At 46.3% G+C, this 16165-nt stretch carries 15 protein-coding genes; 10 read left to right on the top strand and 5 right to left on the bottom strand.

Going from position 1 to position 16165, the window contains the following annotated elements:
• Positions 1-90 precede the first annotated feature (90 nt).
• Entirely contained in the window at positions 91-837 is a 747-nt protein-coding gene (hemQ, locus tag SFC66_RS02515) for a hydrogen peroxide-dependent heme synthase (protein WP_411217127.1), read from the bottom strand.
• A gap of 261 nt (positions 838-1098) precedes the next feature.
• Between hemQ and pta the strand changes: the two genes are divergently transcribed.
• Both pta and ytvA read left to right on the top strand, forming a co-directional pair.
• Positions 1099-2073 carry a phosphate acetyltransferase gene (gene pta, locus SFC66_RS02510; protein ID WP_411217126.1) on the top strand — a complete coding sequence of 325 codons (975 nt, stop codon included), beginning with the start codon at positions 1099-1101 and terminating at the stop codon, positions 2071-2073.
• 110 nt (positions 2074-2183) lie between these two features.
• Complete coding sequence (gene ytvA, locus SFC66_RS02505) at positions 2184-2984, top strand: YtvA family blue-light photoreceptor (protein ID WP_411217125.1); 801 nt, start codon at positions 2184-2186, stop codon at positions 2982-2984.
• A gap of 24 nt (positions 2985-3008) precedes the next feature.
• On the opposite strand, the gene SFC66_RS02500 is transcribed toward ytvA, so the two are convergent.
• Positions 3009-3833: a lipoate--protein ligase family protein gene (locus tag SFC66_RS02500; protein ID WP_411217124.1), complete on the bottom strand. Its 825-nt coding sequence runs from the start codon at positions 3831-3833 to the stop codon at positions 3009-3011.
• A 185-nt stretch (positions 3834-4018) separates the two neighbouring features.
• Between SFC66_RS02500 and SFC66_RS02495 the strand changes: the two genes are divergently transcribed.
• The gene (locus tag SFC66_RS02495) at positions 4019-5314 is read left to right on the top strand and encodes an HD domain-containing protein (protein ID WP_411217123.1); all 1296 of its coding nucleotides are present in this window, start codon (positions 4019-4021) and stop codon (positions 5312-5314) included.
• A 12-nt stretch (positions 5315-5326) separates the two neighbouring features.
• Complete coding sequence (locus SFC66_RS02490) at positions 5327-5830, top strand: YwgA family protein (protein WP_411217122.1); 504 nt, start codon at positions 5327-5329, stop codon at positions 5828-5830.
• A gap of 243 nt (positions 5831-6073) precedes the next feature.
• Here SFC66_RS02490 and SFC66_RS02485 read toward each other — a convergent pair whose 3' ends face one another.
• The gene (locus tag SFC66_RS02485) at positions 6074-7000 is read right to left on the bottom strand and encodes a ZIP family transporter (protein WP_411217121.1); all 927 of its coding nucleotides are present in this window, start codon (positions 6998-7000) and stop codon (positions 6074-6076) included.
• Positions 7001-7042: 42 nt separating this feature from the next.
• Here SFC66_RS02485 and SFC66_RS02480 point away from each other — a divergent pair, with 42 nt between their 5' ends.
• The gene (locus SFC66_RS02480) at positions 7043-7543 is read left to right on the top strand and encodes a YwhD family protein (protein ID WP_411217120.1); all 501 of its coding nucleotides are present in this window, start codon (positions 7043-7045) and stop codon (positions 7541-7543) included.
• Positions 7544-7583: 40 nt separating this feature from the next.
• On the opposite strand, the gene SFC66_RS02475 is transcribed toward SFC66_RS02480, so the two are convergent.
• On the bottom strand, positions 7584-9626 hold the full coding sequence (locus SFC66_RS02475) for a transglycosylase domain-containing protein (protein ID WP_411217119.1): 2043 nt from the start codon (positions 9624-9626) through the stop codon (positions 7584-7586).
• A 174-nt stretch (positions 9627-9800) separates the two neighbouring features.
• On the opposite strand from SFC66_RS02475, the gene speE reads away from it, so the two are divergent.
• From speE to argS, 3 genes are read left to right on the top strand one after another with little or no spacing between them, the layout of a single operon-like run.
• Positions 9801-10628 (top strand): polyamine aminopropyltransferase, encoded by an 828-nt coding sequence (gene speE, locus SFC66_RS02470; protein WP_411217118.1) that lies wholly within the window; start codon positions 9801-9803, stop codon positions 10626-10628.
• Between the two features lie 53 nt (positions 10629-10681).
• On the top strand, positions 10682-11122 hold the full coding sequence (locus tag SFC66_RS02465; RefSeq protein ID WP_411217117.1) for a YwiB family protein: 441 nt from the start codon (positions 10682-10684) through the stop codon (positions 11120-11122).
• A complete protein-coding gene (argS, locus tag SFC66_RS02460) occupies positions 11119-12789 on the top strand; it encodes an arginine--tRNA ligase (RefSeq protein WP_411217116.1) in 1671 nt (556 codons plus the stop codon). The genes SFC66_RS02465 and argS overlap by 4 nt, the downstream gene beginning before the upstream one ends.
• A gap of 42 nt (positions 12790-12831) precedes the next feature.
• Here the strand turns inward: argS and SFC66_RS02455 are convergent, their stop codons facing one another.
• Entirely contained in the window at positions 12832-14019 is a 1188-nt protein-coding gene (locus SFC66_RS02455; protein ID WP_411217115.1) for a phospholipase D-like domain-containing protein, read from the bottom strand.
• Between the two features lie 276 nt (positions 14020-14295).
• Here SFC66_RS02455 and rsgA point away from each other — a divergent pair, with 276 nt between their 5' ends.
• Both rsgA and rpoE read left to right on the top strand, forming a co-directional pair.
• Positions 14296-15354 carry a ribosome small subunit-dependent GTPase A gene (gene rsgA, locus SFC66_RS02450; RefSeq protein ID WP_411217114.1) on the top strand — a complete coding sequence of 353 codons (1059 nt, stop codon included), beginning with the start codon at positions 14296-14298 and terminating at the stop codon, positions 15352-15354.
• Between the two features lie 109 nt (positions 15355-15463).
• On the top strand, positions 15464-16003 hold the full coding sequence (gene rpoE, locus SFC66_RS02445; protein ID WP_411217113.1) for a DNA-directed RNA polymerase subunit delta: 540 nt from the start codon (positions 15464-15466) through the stop codon (positions 16001-16003).
• Positions 16004-16165: the final 162 nt, after the last annotated feature.

Raw genomic sequence — 16165 nt, 5'->3', positions numbered from 1 at the left:
AGGAACTCATGCCCGTTCTTTCACATGATATGATTTTGGGAAGAGTCATAGAACAAAGAAAAAAAGCCGGACCAATTGGCCCGGCTTTCATCAGATATGGAAGTAAGAAGACGCTGCTTCTTTATCCAGTATATTCCCGAAATAGAAGTCGCCGAATTCACCATAGCGTGCACTCACTTCATCGAAGCGCATCTCATATACTAGCTTCTTGATTGGAAGCGGATCGTGTGCGAATAAAGTGACGCCCCATTCCCAATCATCGAATCCAAAGGAACCTGTGATGATTTGTTTGATTTGGCCAGCGTATTTGCGGCCGGTTTTGCTGTGTTCATACATCAGTTTTGAACGCGCATCCTTTTCAAGGGAGTACCAATTGTCATCATTCATCCGGCGTTTATCCATCGGGTAGAAGCACATATAATCCCAGCGAGGCAGGATAGGCTTCAAACGTGCTTGTACTTCAGGTTTTTGTTCGATATCGACACCAGGTTTGCTCATGTATTTGGAAAGCTCTACGACGGATAAGTAGGAAAAGCTTTTCGTCATGAAAGATGCAATCTGCATTTTATCGAAAGCCGTCTCGATCTCTTGCAGTTCATCCATTGTCGGGCGCATGATCATGAACATCAGATCAGCTTTATGACCGATGATCTTATAAACAAGCTGACTGCCGTTTTTCGCTTCTTCCACTTGTTCCATATTTGAAAGCCAGTTCTGGTACTCCTCGATTGCTGCTTGACGAACATCCTCGGAAGCCAGTTTCCAGCTTGTCCAATCCATTACACGGAAATCATGAAGGCAATACCAGCCATCCATGGTTTCTACTGCTTCTGCCATGCCTAAACACTCCTTTTTTCGTTCACATTCTTTGTATAGTGTAACACAAATGCAATAACACCATGCTTGTCGTTGCTTACCTATTCCCTCTCTAGTATAACAACTGCCCAGCAAGCTGTATGTGTATACTTTGACAGATTTGGGAACATCTAAAGTGCTGCTTATTTTAATTAAAAAAATCAACAAGAGCTTATATCACTTTAAAAGTAAAACAAAAAGATTTACTATAGAAATGCAGACATATTCTAGGAGGGTTTTAGGATGAGTGATTTATTTCAAACATTGCGTGAAAAAGTGACTGGCCAGAATAAACGTATCGTTTTGCCGGAAGGGTTGGATGAACGTATTTTGGAAGCTGCAGCAAAACTTGCACAAGAGGGGATTATTGCACCAATCTTGATTGGCAATAAAGAGCAAGTGGAACAAAAAGCAAAAGAACTATCCATCGATCTTCACGGAGCAGCGGTCATCGACCCTGATACGTACGAGAAATTCGATGAACTGGTTGCTGCGTTTGTGGAACGCCGCAAAGGCAAAGCAACAGAAGAAGATGCAAAGAAATTACTAAAAGATGAAAACTACTTCGGTACGATGCTTGTTTACACAGGTGCAGCAGACGGTCTTGTAAGCGGTGCAGCGCACTCTACAGCTGACACTGTACGTCCGGCGCTTCAGATCATCAAAACGAAGCCAGGATACAAGAAGACTTCAGGCGCATTCGTGATGGTAAGGGAAGATGAGCGTTATGTATTCGGTGATTGCGCAATCAACATCGCACCTGACAGCCAGGACTTGGCCGAAATCGCGGTGGCAAGTGCAGAGACGGCAGCTATGTTCGGAATCGATCCGAAGGTTGCGTTGCTGAGCTTCTCCACCAAAGGATCAGCAAAATCTCCAGAAACAGAGAAAGTAGCAGATGCACTGACGATTGCAAAAGAAAAAAATCCTGATCTTGTCGTAGATGGCGAATTCCAATTTGATGCGGCTTTCGTCCCGTCCGTTGCTGCGAAAAAAGCACCGGATGCTGTGTTGAAGGGTGATGCGAATGTATTTGTATTCCCAAGCCTGGAAGCTGGTAACATCGGTTATAAGATTGCACAGCGCCTAGGTAACTTCGATGCTGTCGGACCGATCTTGCAGGGCTTGAACGCGCCCGTAAATGACCTATCCCGCGGCTGTAACGCAGATGATGTGTACAAGCTGAGCCTTATCACTGCTGCCCAAGCAGCAGAATAATACGAAAGACACCTTTCCCTGGGAAAAGGTGTCTTTTTTTTGTTTGTTTTGTTTTTCCAGCTCAAATATAGTAGAATAGCCTTGTTTAGAAGCTAAAGGAGTGAGTATTGTTGGGCAAGGATATCCGCTATTCATCCGAAGTAACAGATCAATTTGTGAAGCATGCCATCGATTACGTAGGAGCCGGAGTGGTAATCACCGACCCATCACTCCCTGATAATCCAATCATTTATACAAATAAAGGTTTTGAAGAACTTACAGGTTATCCTGCTGAAGAAATCATCGGCCATAATTGCCGATTCCTTCAAGGGGAAGATACGAATAGAGATGATGTCACACTTGTGCGTGACGCTATAAGAAATGAAGAAGCTCTTGTTGTGGAGCTGAAGAATTACCGCAAAAATGGCGAGATGTTTTGGAATGAGCTGGAGATTTATCCAATTTATCTGGACAGCGAGAAAAAGACATTCTTTGTCGGCGTGCAGAAAGATGTGACGCAGCGGAAGCTGAATGAAGAGCTGGTTTCCCACTATTTGGAGGAAGTTGCTCGTTTGTCCACACCAATCGTCCCGATTACTGATTCGACATCGATTCTGCCGTTAATCGGTGATGTGGATGATCGCAGACTGAATCACATATTGGAGCGAGTAGGTGAGCATGTCCAGCAGACAGGAGAGAAGAACTTCATTCTTGATCTGCAAGGAATCAGCCGCTTCCATAGCGGTATCCATCAAGGAGTGCTGCGGCTTTACCAATTACTCGATATGATGGGTACTCGTATGATCATTACCGGTTTCCATCCAAAAATGGCGATGGAAAGTGTCCGTCAGACAGACTTCAGTGAGCAAAACATCAAGTTCTATGCTACAGTGAAACAAGCTTTGGCCTATCTGGAAAAGGAAAACCGCTGAACCGAATATCGGTCAGCGGTTTTTTTATTTGATGTTTTCATTGCGGGCGCGCATCAGCTTCATACGGTCCTGCTGCAACTGCAATTCATATGCTGTCATCTTTTTATCGGGATCGATGTGTGTGATAGAAGCGAGACCATCTGCAATTCGTTTGCAAACCTTTTCGCTGGTCAGCGGGACATGGAGCAATTCGTCAAGTGATGCCATCGTTTCCGGCACAACTTCAGGAAACGTGAAACGAGTCTCGGCATCTTTTTTTGCTTTTTCATAAAATCCCCGGACGATTTCGGCCCGGGCGGAGCCGCTGCCATCCACACATAAATAAATCTGCACAGCAGAACCGTCCTTTACGCGACGTTGGGAGATGCCGGCGAATTTTCGGCCATCTATACTTAAATCATAGGTGCCGGGGCAATAGGAGCCTTCTACTTCGAACGCTTCGATTTTGTCGGTGAGGTCACGGAATATATATTGAATGAAGCTGACCATCGCCTGATAACCATCATGGATCCCAATATGCTTCGCATCGGGGAAGATAAAGGATAGATTGACGACGCCTTTATCCAGTAAGACAGCGAGACCGCCGGAATTCCGGACGACGGCTTTATAGCCTTTTTCCTGCAAATAAGCAACACCTTCATCGATGTAAGGCAATCGTGAATCAGGGATGCCGAGCATAATCGTACGATCATGGATCCACAGTCTGGCCGTTGGCGGGGCAAGGTTTTCCCCGACGGAAATGGCCAATGCATCATCAATGGCAAATGAAGCCATCGCCTGGTCAGGACCGTCTTCGCCGGAATGGTCGATCAGGCGGAACCGGGGTACTTCGAGTAATGTATGTAACACGTAGAACGCGCTCCTTTTCAACGAAATGGCATGAAACAGCCAATACATAGTATAGCAAAAAATAGGGTAGACAAGAAACGAGTAAAAATTACGTTTTGTTGTTTACGGAGCTTCCGATATTTTATAAACTGGTACTATTGGACAAAAAAATAAGAGATAGAATGACATAAAGTGAGGCAGAGGAAATGGCGTATCGTGATGAAAAGCTAGAAGAAGAAAAAGTTTTCAAAGATCCTGTGCATCGCTATGTGCATGTCCGTGACCGTGTCATCTGGGATTTGATAGCGACACCGGAATTCCAGCGGCTCCGGCGGATCAAACAGCTTGGAACCTCCAATATGACATTTCATGGCGCCGAGCATAGCCGCTTCAATCACTCTTTGGGTGTGTATGAGATTGTCCGGCGGATCGTGAACAATTTCGAGAATCGGAAGAATTGGAAAAAGGAGCAGCGTCTGCTCCTACTCTGTGCTGCTTTGCTTCACGATCTTGGGCATGGCCCTTATTCCCATTCTTTCGAAAAGGTTTTCGGATTGGATCACGAGGAATTCACCCGCAAGATCATACTTGGTGAAACGGGTGTCAATCATGTACTTCGTAAAGTGAGCGCAAGCTTCCCGAAAAAAGTAGCCGAAGTCATCAACAAGACATACGGTGACAAACTGATTGTCAGCATCATCTCAAGTCAGATAGATGCTGATAGGATGGATTATTTGCAGCGGGATGCATACTTCACTGGTGTCAGTTACGGCCACTTCGACATGGAGCGCATACTCCGGGTGATGCGTCCGCGCGAAGATCAAGTCGTCATCAAGGAATCCGGCATGCATGCGGTGGAGGATTATATCATGAGCCGCTACCAGATGTATTGGCAAGTATATTTCCATCCGGTTACGCGCAGTGCGGAAGTGATTTTGACGAAGATCTTGCACCGGGCCAAAGCGCTCTATCAAAGTGACTATACGTTCAAGCTGCGTCCGCAGCATTTCATTTCCTTATTTGACGGGAATGTCACACTGGCAGATTATATCCGGCTCGATGAAAATGTCACTTCCTTCTATTTCCAGGCTTGGCTGGAGGAAGAAGATGATATACTGAGAGACTTGTGTGAAAGATTCCTGAACCGCAGACTCTTCAAATACATTGAGTTCAACCCGCTTTTGCATGTAAAAGAGATGGTCGAGCTGTCCAGGCTGTTCAGTGAGGTCGGTATCGATCCTGATTATTATCTGATCGATGATTCCTCATCCGATTTGCCTTATGACTTTTACCGTCCCGGCGAGGAAGAAGAACGGCTGCCGATCCATCTGCAATTGCCAAATGGAAAACTCAAGGAATTATCGCGACAATCAGATATAGTCGAAGCGATTTCGGGTAAGAAACGAACAGACCATAAATTATACTTCCCGCAGGATATTTTAGAAGCTTTGCCAGATGACAGCAGACAGAAACAGCGAATTTACGAGATTTTATTTCAATAAGGAGGAGCAGCTATGCTAGCTAACCACGCCAATCTCCTGCAATTCTTTTCCTCAGTGGAAGAAGTGGTAGGAAGAAAGAAACTGCAGAAGATGATTTACATACTGAAGAAAAATGGAATTCCCTTCGGTGAAAAATATGAATTCCATCTATTTGGTCCCTATTCGGAAGAATTGTCACTGCGTGTGGATGAATTGAGCAATCTTGGTCTGATCAAAGAAATGAAAGAAGATAAAAGCAGCTATACGCAATATCGTTATACGATTACAGAGGACGGGCAGCAGTTTCTGTCGCATTATGATAATCATTTCCCGGATTATCAAGAAGCGGTGCATCTACTGAAGGAAAGAAGCTCACGCTTCCTCGAGCTGGTTTCCACGATGCTGTATTTTGAAGAGCTTCCTGAGGAAGAAGTGGAAGAAAAAGTACGGACAGTGAAGAAGAAACAGAATTATACCGATGAAGAGATGAAGGACGCCTGGGAATTCATCGGATCCATGAAGAAACTGCAAGTATGAGGGGCTTGGACAAAAGCCTTTAAGCATTACAAAAAACCAGACAATACCGTGAAGTCATGCGGTCATTATCTGGTTTTTTTGCTGTGTTTTAAAATATAGAGGTATGCAGCCGCTCCGGAAATACACTCTGCTTTCCTGCGGGTGGCTGAAACCTTGCCCATGGAAAGCGATATGTCATGTTATGCCAAAGCGGCTGCTCGAATGATAGTCAATTTTAAGCTGCTCGTTATGCCCTAGCCGCTTTTAGATTAATAACAACAAAGCAGTATAGCCGGCTGCACCAAGCAGGAAGCTACCGATGCTGCTTTCCCTTTCCTCGGGGAGTTCTTCTTTCAGTACGTTCAATACGATGCCTCCGGCGATGAAGGCGTTCAGCAACGAGACGGCTATTTCATTCAATTCGGTGAAGATGCCGATGAACCAGCCCAATAGAATGGCACCAGTCAACAGCAATCTGCCATATTTGTCGTATATTTGTTGATGGTCACGCCGCAGGCTGCGATCGTTTGTGATGAAGTGGACCCCTAAAGCCAGGAAATAAAACAGCATGCCCAATGGTGATTCATATTCTTCCCGCACCAACAGATAACCTATGATGCTGTTATACACAAAGAAAGAGGCGATATGCAGCCAGAAAACGCCGGATCCTGCTTTGTTTGGATCTGACAGTTTGTCTGTACGCTTTGATACTTTCACCATTCTCTCCAGCACATAGAAAAGCACCAGTCCGATAAGCGCAATGATATAAATATGATGTTCGGTGAAGCTCCAGAAGCTATCCTCAAGCTCTGTCTGCAGCTGTTCCTGAAAGCTATTCAGCTCAGGCAGGAGATGGACGAATACATAAGCGACAGCAATACCTGCTGAAATGGATAAAAATTTGCTCCGGGGTGTTTCCTTTAAAAAACTCATATACTTGGAGCAATAGTGAATGAGAGCGAAACCAATCGCAAATATCATGCTAAGCCAGAAATACATATGATCCTCCTTTCTGCAAAGTACTTTTCCCGGTTCGATCCTAGCGTAATCCTGCTGTACCGGCATGGCAGATGCAGCTTGGCATACTGTGTCAGCGCCCCGGATGATTTCATTAAGATATTGCTCGGTCATTTGTGTGGCTGACAGCTTTTTGTTTTGATGCTCAAACAATTGAATTGAAGTGTTAATCATACGCATGCTACTATAGAAGCAAAAGTCGAGGGAGCGGTATACGTGGAAAAGAAAAAGAATAATGCTTTCACGATCATGAAGGACGATTCAACAGATGGACACGGCGGATACGGGATTGGTTCCATCAGTCTGGAGAATATGAGTCCAGTCATCGTCGATCCGCATGAGAAGACGGCTTACGTCGATATGGCAGCAATGCATGCCCGCAGCCAAGTGGAACGTCGTGTACGTTTTCAGCATGAAAAAGAAAAAGTGCCGGATGGCAAGCTGTATTGGATCGTCTGGGTGACGGTGCAAAATGGCGGGGAGGGTCCGTATTATTTCGGTGCTGCAGCCAGTGAAATCCTTGTCGACCGGCCGAACCGCATTGCCTATAAGTCGATGCCGGAGCATGTGAAGCATATGGAACAATCGATGAAAGGCAAGTATGTGCTGGACCATATGGATGACTTGTCAAAGAACTTGCTGCTTGAATTCCTGAAAGAATACAAGCCGGAATTCTGGGATCTGACACCGAAAGATCTGGAAAATCAATTGCAATGAGAAGAGCCGCTTTCCTGTAAAAGGATAGCGGCTCTTTATTTTAAAACAGCCAATCAAACCAATGTTTCTTTTTATGCTCTGGTGTATCTTGTTTTGGCACAAGCGGATCTTCGTCCATATCGGGATGGCAATACAGTTTTGGTTCTGTTCCGCGGACAAAATAGCTGAACCGGCGTTTTTCACAATGCGAAGTGGAAAGAAGACCAGAGTCGGGATCGACGAACACGCCGCGTACACCGGCTGGCGGCCGGAATGCTTTGATTTGCTCGCCTTCATGCGCAGCTTCCATGAAGCCGGCCCAAATTTCCTTGCTGTAAGCCAATTCTTTCACTTTTTCCATTGATCGATTATCATCATAGCCTGTCCAGACAGCAGTGACCAAGTCAGGGCTGAAACCGACCATCCAGCTATCGGAAGTCGTCGTGCCTGATTTTCCGGCATAAGGACGGTCTAACTGATCCGCGACTGTCGCGCCTGTTACACGCATATAACTGCTCAGTGAATCATCGAACATGCCTGTCATCAAGTCTGTGAGTACAAACAGGTTTTTTCGATTCAGGTTTCGCTTATTGGCAGGCTGCTTATGCGTATAAATCGTCTTTCCATTATGATCGACGATTTTCTCGATGGTATAGCTTTCCACAGGCTTGCCGCCATTGGCAATCCGGCTGTAAGCGACGCCCATTTCTTCGACCGATACCGGCGAGGTACCGAGGGCGAGCGAGGGGACTGCTTGCAAGTCGCTTGTGATACCAAGCTTCCGGGCATCAGCAACAACTCTCTCAGCACCTATCATCAGATTCGTCTTCACTGCATAAATGTTATCCGACATTGCAATGGCTTCGGCGAGGCTGATGTCTTCATTGGCATAATAGCCGTGATAATTGCCTGGAGCATATTCCCCGCCGTTTGGGAGTTCAAAGGTGGTTTCTTCACTTTTCAATTGTGTCATCGGTGTAAAGCCGTTGTTAAGAGCTGTGTAATAGACAAAAGGTTTGAATGCCGAGCCGGGCATTCGTTTGGATGCGGTGGCCCTATTGTATGTGCTTGCTTTGTAATCAGTTCCGCCAACCATCGCTGTGACAGCTCCTGTATCGGGATCCATGGCGATGGCGCCTGTCTGCAGCTTTGTATCCGCTGGGATGGTATCCGCCACTTGTTCCTCCAGCTTAAGTTGCTGAGCTGGATCCATCGTTGTATAGACGTGATATCCGGCAGATGAAATATCAGCTTCGTCCATGTTGAGCACTTCTGCTAGCTCAGCTGTAATATGATCCTGAAAATAACCGGCGCGCTTGATGGTGTCCCGTTCCTGCTCTGTCGATAATGACACTGCCGGCAACGTTTCGGGCTCGTTGATATAACCTGCATCCTGCAGCAAGCCATAAATATATTCTTGTCGTTCACTGGATAGTTTTTCATTTTGGAATGGAGAATAATAAGATGGTCCTTTTGGTATGCCGGCAAGCAGGGAAGCTTCGGCTGCTGTCAAGCTTCCGGGATTCTTGTCCATATAATAGTCGCTTGCAGCCTGGATGCCATACATACCATGACCGTAATAGATCGTATTCAGGTAGCCTTCCAATATCTCATCTTTTGAATAGAACATTTCCAATCGGATACTGTAAATGGCTTCCTTGAGTTTCCGCGTCCACGTCTTATCATTGCTGAGATAGAGGTTTTTGGCATATTGCTGGGTGATGGTGCTGGCTCCTTCCACTTTTGCACCGGCCTTGATATCCTGCAGGGCCGCAGCTAAAATGCGCTTCCAAGCAAATCCGTGGTGATGGTAGAAGTTCTTATCTTCTGCCAGGATGGTTGCATGGATCAAGTGAGGGGAAGTCTCCTCCAAAGATACCCAGCGCTTTGGTGTATTGCCGTATTGCTCACCGAGGATCGTGCTGTCATTTGCATAGAAAGTCGTACTCCATTTACTTGTCATCGGCGGCGGTCCCATCAGATAGCAAATGAGGAGCAGTCCGGCCATGGCAGTCAGCATGCCTCCGAGCATCAGAGCTGCCAGTCTTTTCGGACGGAGCCATTTTTGCCAGCGGGCTATCGGAATCCGAATCAAATCTATCACCTGCTTCCTGCATGATGTCAGGAACAGTATCGGCTTCCTGCAGGATAATAAACATCCGAAAGGGTTGCTTTTTTTTGGATTTTCTCTATAATTTGATTGTTTAAAGCTATAAAAATGACCAACACTAGTTGCGAGATGATATAGGATTCTACACATAAGGAGTAATGACATCCAATGGAACTTTGGTATACGGAAAAACAAACAGACAGCTTTGGTATCACGGCAAAAGTGAAGCGCTCCCTGCATAGTGAGCAAACAGATTTTCAGAAATTGGACATGCTTGAAACGGAGGAATGGGGCAACATGCTGACATTGGATGGCATGGTCATGACTACTGAACGTGATGAGTTCGTCTATCACGAAATGGTGGCGCATGTACCTTTGTTCACCCATCCGAACCCGGAAAACGTCTTGATTGTAGGCGGAGGGGATGGCGGTGTCATCCGTGAAGTGCTCAAGCATGGCAAGGTCAAAAAAGCGACGCTGGTTGATATCGACGGAAAAGTCATCGAGTATTCCAAGAAGTTTCTCCCTTCCATCGCTGGCATGATGGAAGATCCGCGTGCAGATGTACGTGTCGGAGATGGTTTCATGCATATTGCCGAAAGTGAAAATGCATATGATGTCATAATGGTGGATTCGACGGAACCAGTAGGACCGGCAGTGAATTTATTCACGAAAGGCTTCTACGCAGGAATCGCAAAAGCACTGAAAGAGGATGGCTTATTCGTCGCACAAACAGACAACCCATGGTTCAAGGCCGACTTGATTTCACAAGTGTACAAAGATGTGAAGGAGATTTTCCCGATAACGGAATTGTATACGGCGAATATCCCGACTTATCCGAGCGGTCTGTGGACATTCACGATGGGCAGCAAGACACACCACCCGAAAAAAGTGGATGCGACACGTTTTGAACCAATAGAGACGAAGTATTACACGCCGGAATTGCACAACGCTGCTTTTGTCCTGCCGAAGTTCGTAAAGGACCTATTGAAATAAAAAAAGAAACGCTTCCAAGTGAGGCGTTTTTTCTTACGAAAAGGGGGAGCTGCATGCGTCAGATAAAGATTCCCGTATGGATCGAGATGGATACGGCAATAACGGAGGAAAACGATACAGAGTACACAACCTTGAAGCTAGCTGGAACTTATTCTGCCAATGGTGGATTGACAGCTGTCAGCTTCACGGAGAAATCGGAAGAAGTCGGGGACACGAAAACGCTGATCACCATCTCGGCGGATAAAGTGAGCATCAAACGCACGGGTGGTTTTGATATGAAACAAGTTTTCATAAGAAATCAGCCGACAGAGAACGTATACCGTCATCCATATGGTACAATGCATATGGAAACAAGCACACACGCGATGACGTTTTCGCCGCTGGCAGCCGACAGCCCGGCAGAACTGAAGATAAGTTATACAGTGACGCTCAATCAGGTGCAGTCAAGGAAACATGCCCTGACGTTGCGTGTGCAGGAGGAGAGTAACGGATGAATATCGTACAACAAACGGAACAAAAATTGAAAACAGCGATTCAAGATGCTGTTTTGAAGGCTGGATTAGCTGATGAACAAACGATTCCGGCTATCATTCTGGAGCAGCCGAAAGATAAAGCGCATGGCGACTACGCGACGAATATAGCGATGCAGCTTGCCCGCATCGCAAAGAAAGCACCTCGCGCGATTGCCGAGGAGCTTCAGCAGAACTTCGATCATGAACAAGCTCCTGTTGAGAAAATCGAAATTGCAGGACCAGGATTCATCAACTTCTTTATGCGGAACACGTATCTTGGTGAGCTCGTATCGACCATTTTGGAAGCAGGCGATAACTTTGGCCGTACGGATGCGGGCAAAGGCGAAAAAGTCCAAGTGGAGTTCGTTTCAGCGAATCCGACTGGAGACTTGCACCTTGGACATGCCCGCGGAGCAGCTGTAGGGGATTCCCTTGCCAACATACTCGATGCTGCAGGCTATGATGTTGGACGCGAATACTACATCAATGATGCCGGCAACCAGATTGATAATCTTGCCCGCAGTGTACAGGCGCGTTATTTGCAAGCGCTTGGACAAGATGCCCAGATGCCGGAAGATGGCTATCATGGGAAGGACATCTTCGAGATCGGGAAGCAGCTTGCCCAGGAGCATGGTGACAGCTACGTTCAGAAGCCGGAAGAGGAACGTCTTGCTTTCTTCCGTGAATATGGCTTGAAGTATGAACTGAAAAAACTGGAGAAAGATCTTGCTGATTTCCGTGTTCCATTTGATGTATGGTATTCGGAAACTTCCCTGTACCAGGACGGGAAGATCGACTCTGCTTTGGCGACACTTCGCGGAACGGATTATGTGTATGAGAAGGATGGGGCAGTTTGGTTCCGTTCGACGGATTTCGGAGACGATAAAGACCGCGTGCTCATCAAACAAGATGGCAGCTATACGTATCTGACTCCGGATATCGCTTATCATAAAACGAAACTGGATCGCGGTTTCTCTAAATTGATCAATGTCTGGGGCGCAGATCACCATGGCTATATCCCGCGGATGCGTGCCGCTATCCAAGCGCTTGGTTATGATGCCGACACATTGGAAGTTACCATCATCCAAATGGTGAATCTGTTCGAAAACGGCGAAAAAGTGAAGATGAGTAAACGTACAGGTAAAGCAGTCACATTGCGTGAATTGATGGAAGAAGTCGGCATCGACGCGATGCGTTACTTCTTTGTCATGCGTTCCAGCGATACGCATCTTGACTTTGACATGGACTTGGCGAAATCCCAATCCAACGAAAACCCTGTCTTCTATGTGCAGTATGCATATGCCCGCATCAGCACGATGCTCACGCAAGCAGCTGAAAAAGGATTCCAGACAGAAGGGGGATTCGATGCCGGTCTTCTGACAGCAGAGAAGGAATTGGATCTTCTGAAGCGTATCGGTGAATTCCCGCAGGTCGTTGCAGACGCAGCTCAAAAACGCATCCCGCATCGCATCACGCAATACGCTTTTGAACTGGCTTCTGCACTTCACAGCTTCTATAATGCAGAGAAAGTGCTGAATCCGGATAATGTGGAATTGACGAAAGCACGAATCGCGTTGATGAAAGCAGTTCGCATCACAATCAAAAATACATTGCGTCTGATCAGTGTCGAAGCACCGGAAAAGATGTAATCATACGAAAAAGCCCGCTTGCAGCAATGCCTGCGGGCTTTTTTATAGGTAATGCCGAAGCGGTCTGAAAACGATGCCGGTTGCTTTTGCGATCCACGGGCGTTTTTTTATATCATGCAAGGAAGCATCAATGCTGGATTGTTCATCTTTTCTCCATAATGCCAGCAGCTGGGCATAAAAAAGGTCGTTTTCGCGGATCGTCATTGTCAGTTCCTTGTTGATCAGCAAACTGCGACCATCCAGGTTGGCAGAGCCGACGGCACACCAGGAGTCATCACTGAGTATGATTTTCGCGTGATAAAAGCCGTTCTGATATAAGTTCACCCGCACACCGTGCTGCAGCAGACGCCGAGCAAAATGAAAGGAGACTTGGTTGACGATATAATGATCGACTTTTGTCGGCAGCATCACCCTGACATCGACACCTCTTTCAGAAGCACGTTTGAGGGCAGCTTCCACCCGGCGCGACGGCACACAATATGGTGTGCCTATATAAAGATATTCCTTTGCTTGATGGATTTGATGAAGAAGCCAGTCTTCGTAGCCATCAGCTTCCGTAATCACGACTTCCACCTGGGCACCATCAAATGCTGGTGCTTGCTTTGGAATGATATGGAATGGATCGCCCCAATCGGATGCGAATACCTGCACAAATGTATAAACAGCTTCTCCCTCGAGCTTGACGACACAATCACGCCAAAAGCCAAAACGAGGCTCTTTACTTAAATATTCTTTTCCTATATTGAATCCGCCGACATAAACACTCTTCTGATCGATGATGGTCACTTTCCGGTGATTGCGGAAATTCAGATCATAAAGGAAATACGGAAAACTTGGTTTATTTGCAAAGCGAAGCATGACGCCAGACTGGCGCAGACGCTTTCGTTCCTTTTTAGGCAAGCGATAACCGCCGATCCTGTCTAATAAAAAACGTATCTTGATACCTTCCTGCGCGCGCTGCTGCAAGAGCTCAGACAGTTGTTTGGTGGATTCATCCCATTTTACAAGAAAGAATTGGATATCGACGGAATGCTGTGCACCTTTTATATCACGAAGCAAAGCGTCATAGAAATTGACGCCATCATCAAATATGGAAACAAAAGCATGTTTATGGCCTATCAGCCGATTGACTGCGCTGCTTTTGCTGCGCTTCCTGCCAAGATTCAAGTCCACCCATATCAACACTGCGATGAGGAACAGGAGAGCCAGCAGGAGGAAGAAGACATACATATACTGACCTCCTTTCCTAAAGTAATAATAGGCTTTACAAATATAGCCAATATCATGTATCATAAAATCAATTCAAAGCGGACGGTAAAAGCCGGCGCAGAAAGGGATGATGAGTATGTTGACATATACAATGTCTAAAAAGACGTCTGTCACTGCGCACATCCCTCCTGCCCGATTGAAGTAGCGGCTTATTTACGCTATCTGTATTTCTAGTGGGAGGGCTGTGCATACAGTCCTTTTTATTATGGCCAAATAGCGCCCCACTAGGAGGAAAATATGAACGAAGCATGGAATCTATTAGGATGGAATGAGCAATTGGAAACAGCAAAGCAAGCATATGACCAGCAATGGACGCCTGCACGTGTCGTACTGGAGCATAAGCATCTATACAGGGTGCTCGATGAGCATGGAGAGCTGCTTGCAGCTCCGTCGGGAAAGTTCCGACAAACGTCAGATTTCCCGGCGGTCGGCGATTGGGTATTGGTGGATGCCCGTCACGACGAAGGAAAAGCGACGATTCATGCTTTGCTGCCGAGAAAAAGTAAGTTCTCCCGTAAAGAAGCGGGAGCGGTGACAAAAGAGCAGATCATTGCGGCGAATGTGGATTATGTTTACTTGGTGATGGCTTTGAATCAGGATTATAATCTTCGCCGACTTGAACGTTATTTACTGGCAGCTTATGATAGCGGAGCATTGCCATGCATTGTATTGAGCAAAGGCGACCTTTGCGGAGACATCGGGCAAAAGCTGCAGGAAGTGGAAAACATCGCCCCGGGCGTGGATGTATATGTGACAAGTGCAGTGGACAGAAGAGGCATCGATGCAATCGAGCAGCAGCTTACTGCGGGTGTCACAGCAGCCTTTCTCGGTTCATCGGGCGCCGGCAAATCCACTTTGGTGAATATGCTCTTTGGTCAGGAAGTGCAGCTGGCAGGGGCGATTCGCGATGATGATGGCAAAGGCCGGCACACGACGACACATCGGGAGCTTGTCCAGCTGCCGGGTGGCGGTATGATCATCGATACACCAGGCATGCGGGAACTGCAGCTTTGGAATCAGCATCATACCGGGATGAAATCTGCTTTTGCGGACATTGATCTATTAGGTGGGGAATGTCGTTTCCGTGATTGTACTCATAGCAATGAGCCTGGTTGCCGCGTACAGGAAGCAATCGAGGCTGGGGAACTGGAGGATGAGCGTCTTCACAGCTATTTCAAGCTGCAGCGTGAGCTTCAGTATCTTGAGGGCAAGACTTCCGTCAAAGCCCAGCAGGAGCAGCGGAAGCAGTTCAAACAGCTGTCCAAGCAAGTCAAACAAGTCAAAAAACGCCGCTGAATGGAAGAAACATTGCATTTTGATAGGCCTGGCAATATAATGTAAGGTATGGTTCTAAAACGGTAGACGTGAACATAACCAACTTATTGACAAAGGGAGTGCTGTGACAGTGGGTTTGAAAGAATACAGCCAAGAAGAGCTTGCTGACTTTTCCCTCGTGGAATTGACGAATTTGATTCTTGAGGATGAAAATAAAGCAACCGATTATAAAGATCTATTCGATAAAATAGCTGATATCAAGAAATTGAATGACGAACAGCGTGAAGACTATATGCTGCAGTTCTATACGGACTTGAACGTGGATGGCCGTTTCATGACTGCAGGATCGAATCTTTGGGGATTGAAGAGCTGGTATTCAGTAGATCAATTCGACGAAGATGTAACGGTTGAACCTACCAAGAAGCGTAAGAAGCGCGTCGCGGAGGAAGACGAAGAGATTGAGGATCTGGAAGAAGACTTCACTCTCGATGAAGAAGGCTTCGACGAAGATTACGGTGATGATGAAGAAGAAGATGACGATATCGCAGAAGATGATTACGAAGGTGATTATCAAAGTGAGAACACAGATGACGATACTCGTGAAATCATCGGAGAAGATATGCATCTGACAGGTGAAGAAGATGAGGATGACGAGGACGAAGACCGCTAAGCGAATAATTCGCTGAATGTTATTGACTTTAAAGTGGAGAATCAGTAATATTTTATGTGGGCTCTTTAATTGTCCGAAGACGCGTTCCCTTACAAAAGGGGACGCTTTTTATTTTTTCATAAACTTTTTTTTAGGACATGGGTATTCTATAAATAAATGCTA

The sequence above is a fragment of the Terribacillus saccharophilus genome, assembly GCF_046592895.1.
In the GTDB taxonomy this organism is placed as follows: domain Bacteria; phylum Bacillota; class Bacilli; order Bacillales; family Amphibacillaceae; genus Terribacillus; species Terribacillus saccharophilus_D.
The sequence above is the reverse complement of the archived record's forward strand: the minus strand, read 5'-3'. Positions and strand labels throughout refer to the sequence as shown.

Excerpts from the sequence above, each read along its gene's own strand:
- hemQ (WP_411217127.1), bottom strand. The coding sequence starts at position 837 with ATGGCAGAAGCAGTAGAAACCATGGATGGCTGGTATTGCCTTCATGAT.
- pta (WP_411217126.1), top strand. The coding sequence starts at position 1,099 with ATGAGTGATTTATTTCAAACATTGCGTGAAAAAGTGACTGGCCAGAAT.
- SFC66_RS02495 (WP_411217123.1), top strand. The coding sequence starts at position 4,019 with ATGGCGTATCGTGATGAAAAGCTAGAAGAAGAAAAAGTTTTCAAAGAT.
- SFC66_RS02490 (WP_411217122.1), top strand. The coding sequence starts at position 5,327 with ATGCTAGCTAACCACGCCAATCTCCTGCAATTCTTTTCCTCAGTGGAA.
- SFC66_RS02485 (WP_411217121.1), bottom strand. The coding sequence starts at position 7,000 with ATGATTAACACTTCAATTCAATTGTTTGAGCATCAAAACAAAAAGCTG.
- speE (WP_411217118.1), top strand. The coding sequence starts at position 9,801 with ATGGAACTTTGGTATACGGAAAAACAAACAGACAGCTTTGGTATCACG.
- SFC66_RS02465 (WP_411217117.1), top strand. The coding sequence starts at position 10,682 with ATGCGTCAGATAAAGATTCCCGTATGGATCGAGATGGATACGGCAATA.
- argS (WP_411217116.1), top strand. The coding sequence starts at position 11,119 with ATGAATATCGTACAACAAACGGAACAAAAATTGAAAACAGCGATTCAA.
- SFC66_RS02455 (WP_411217115.1), bottom strand. The coding sequence starts at position 14,019 with ATGTATGTCTTCTTCCTCCTGCTGGCTCTCCTGTTCCTCATCGCAGTG.
- rsgA (WP_411217114.1), top strand. The coding sequence starts at position 14,296 with ATGAACGAAGCATGGAATCTATTAGGATGGAATGAGCAATTGGAAACA.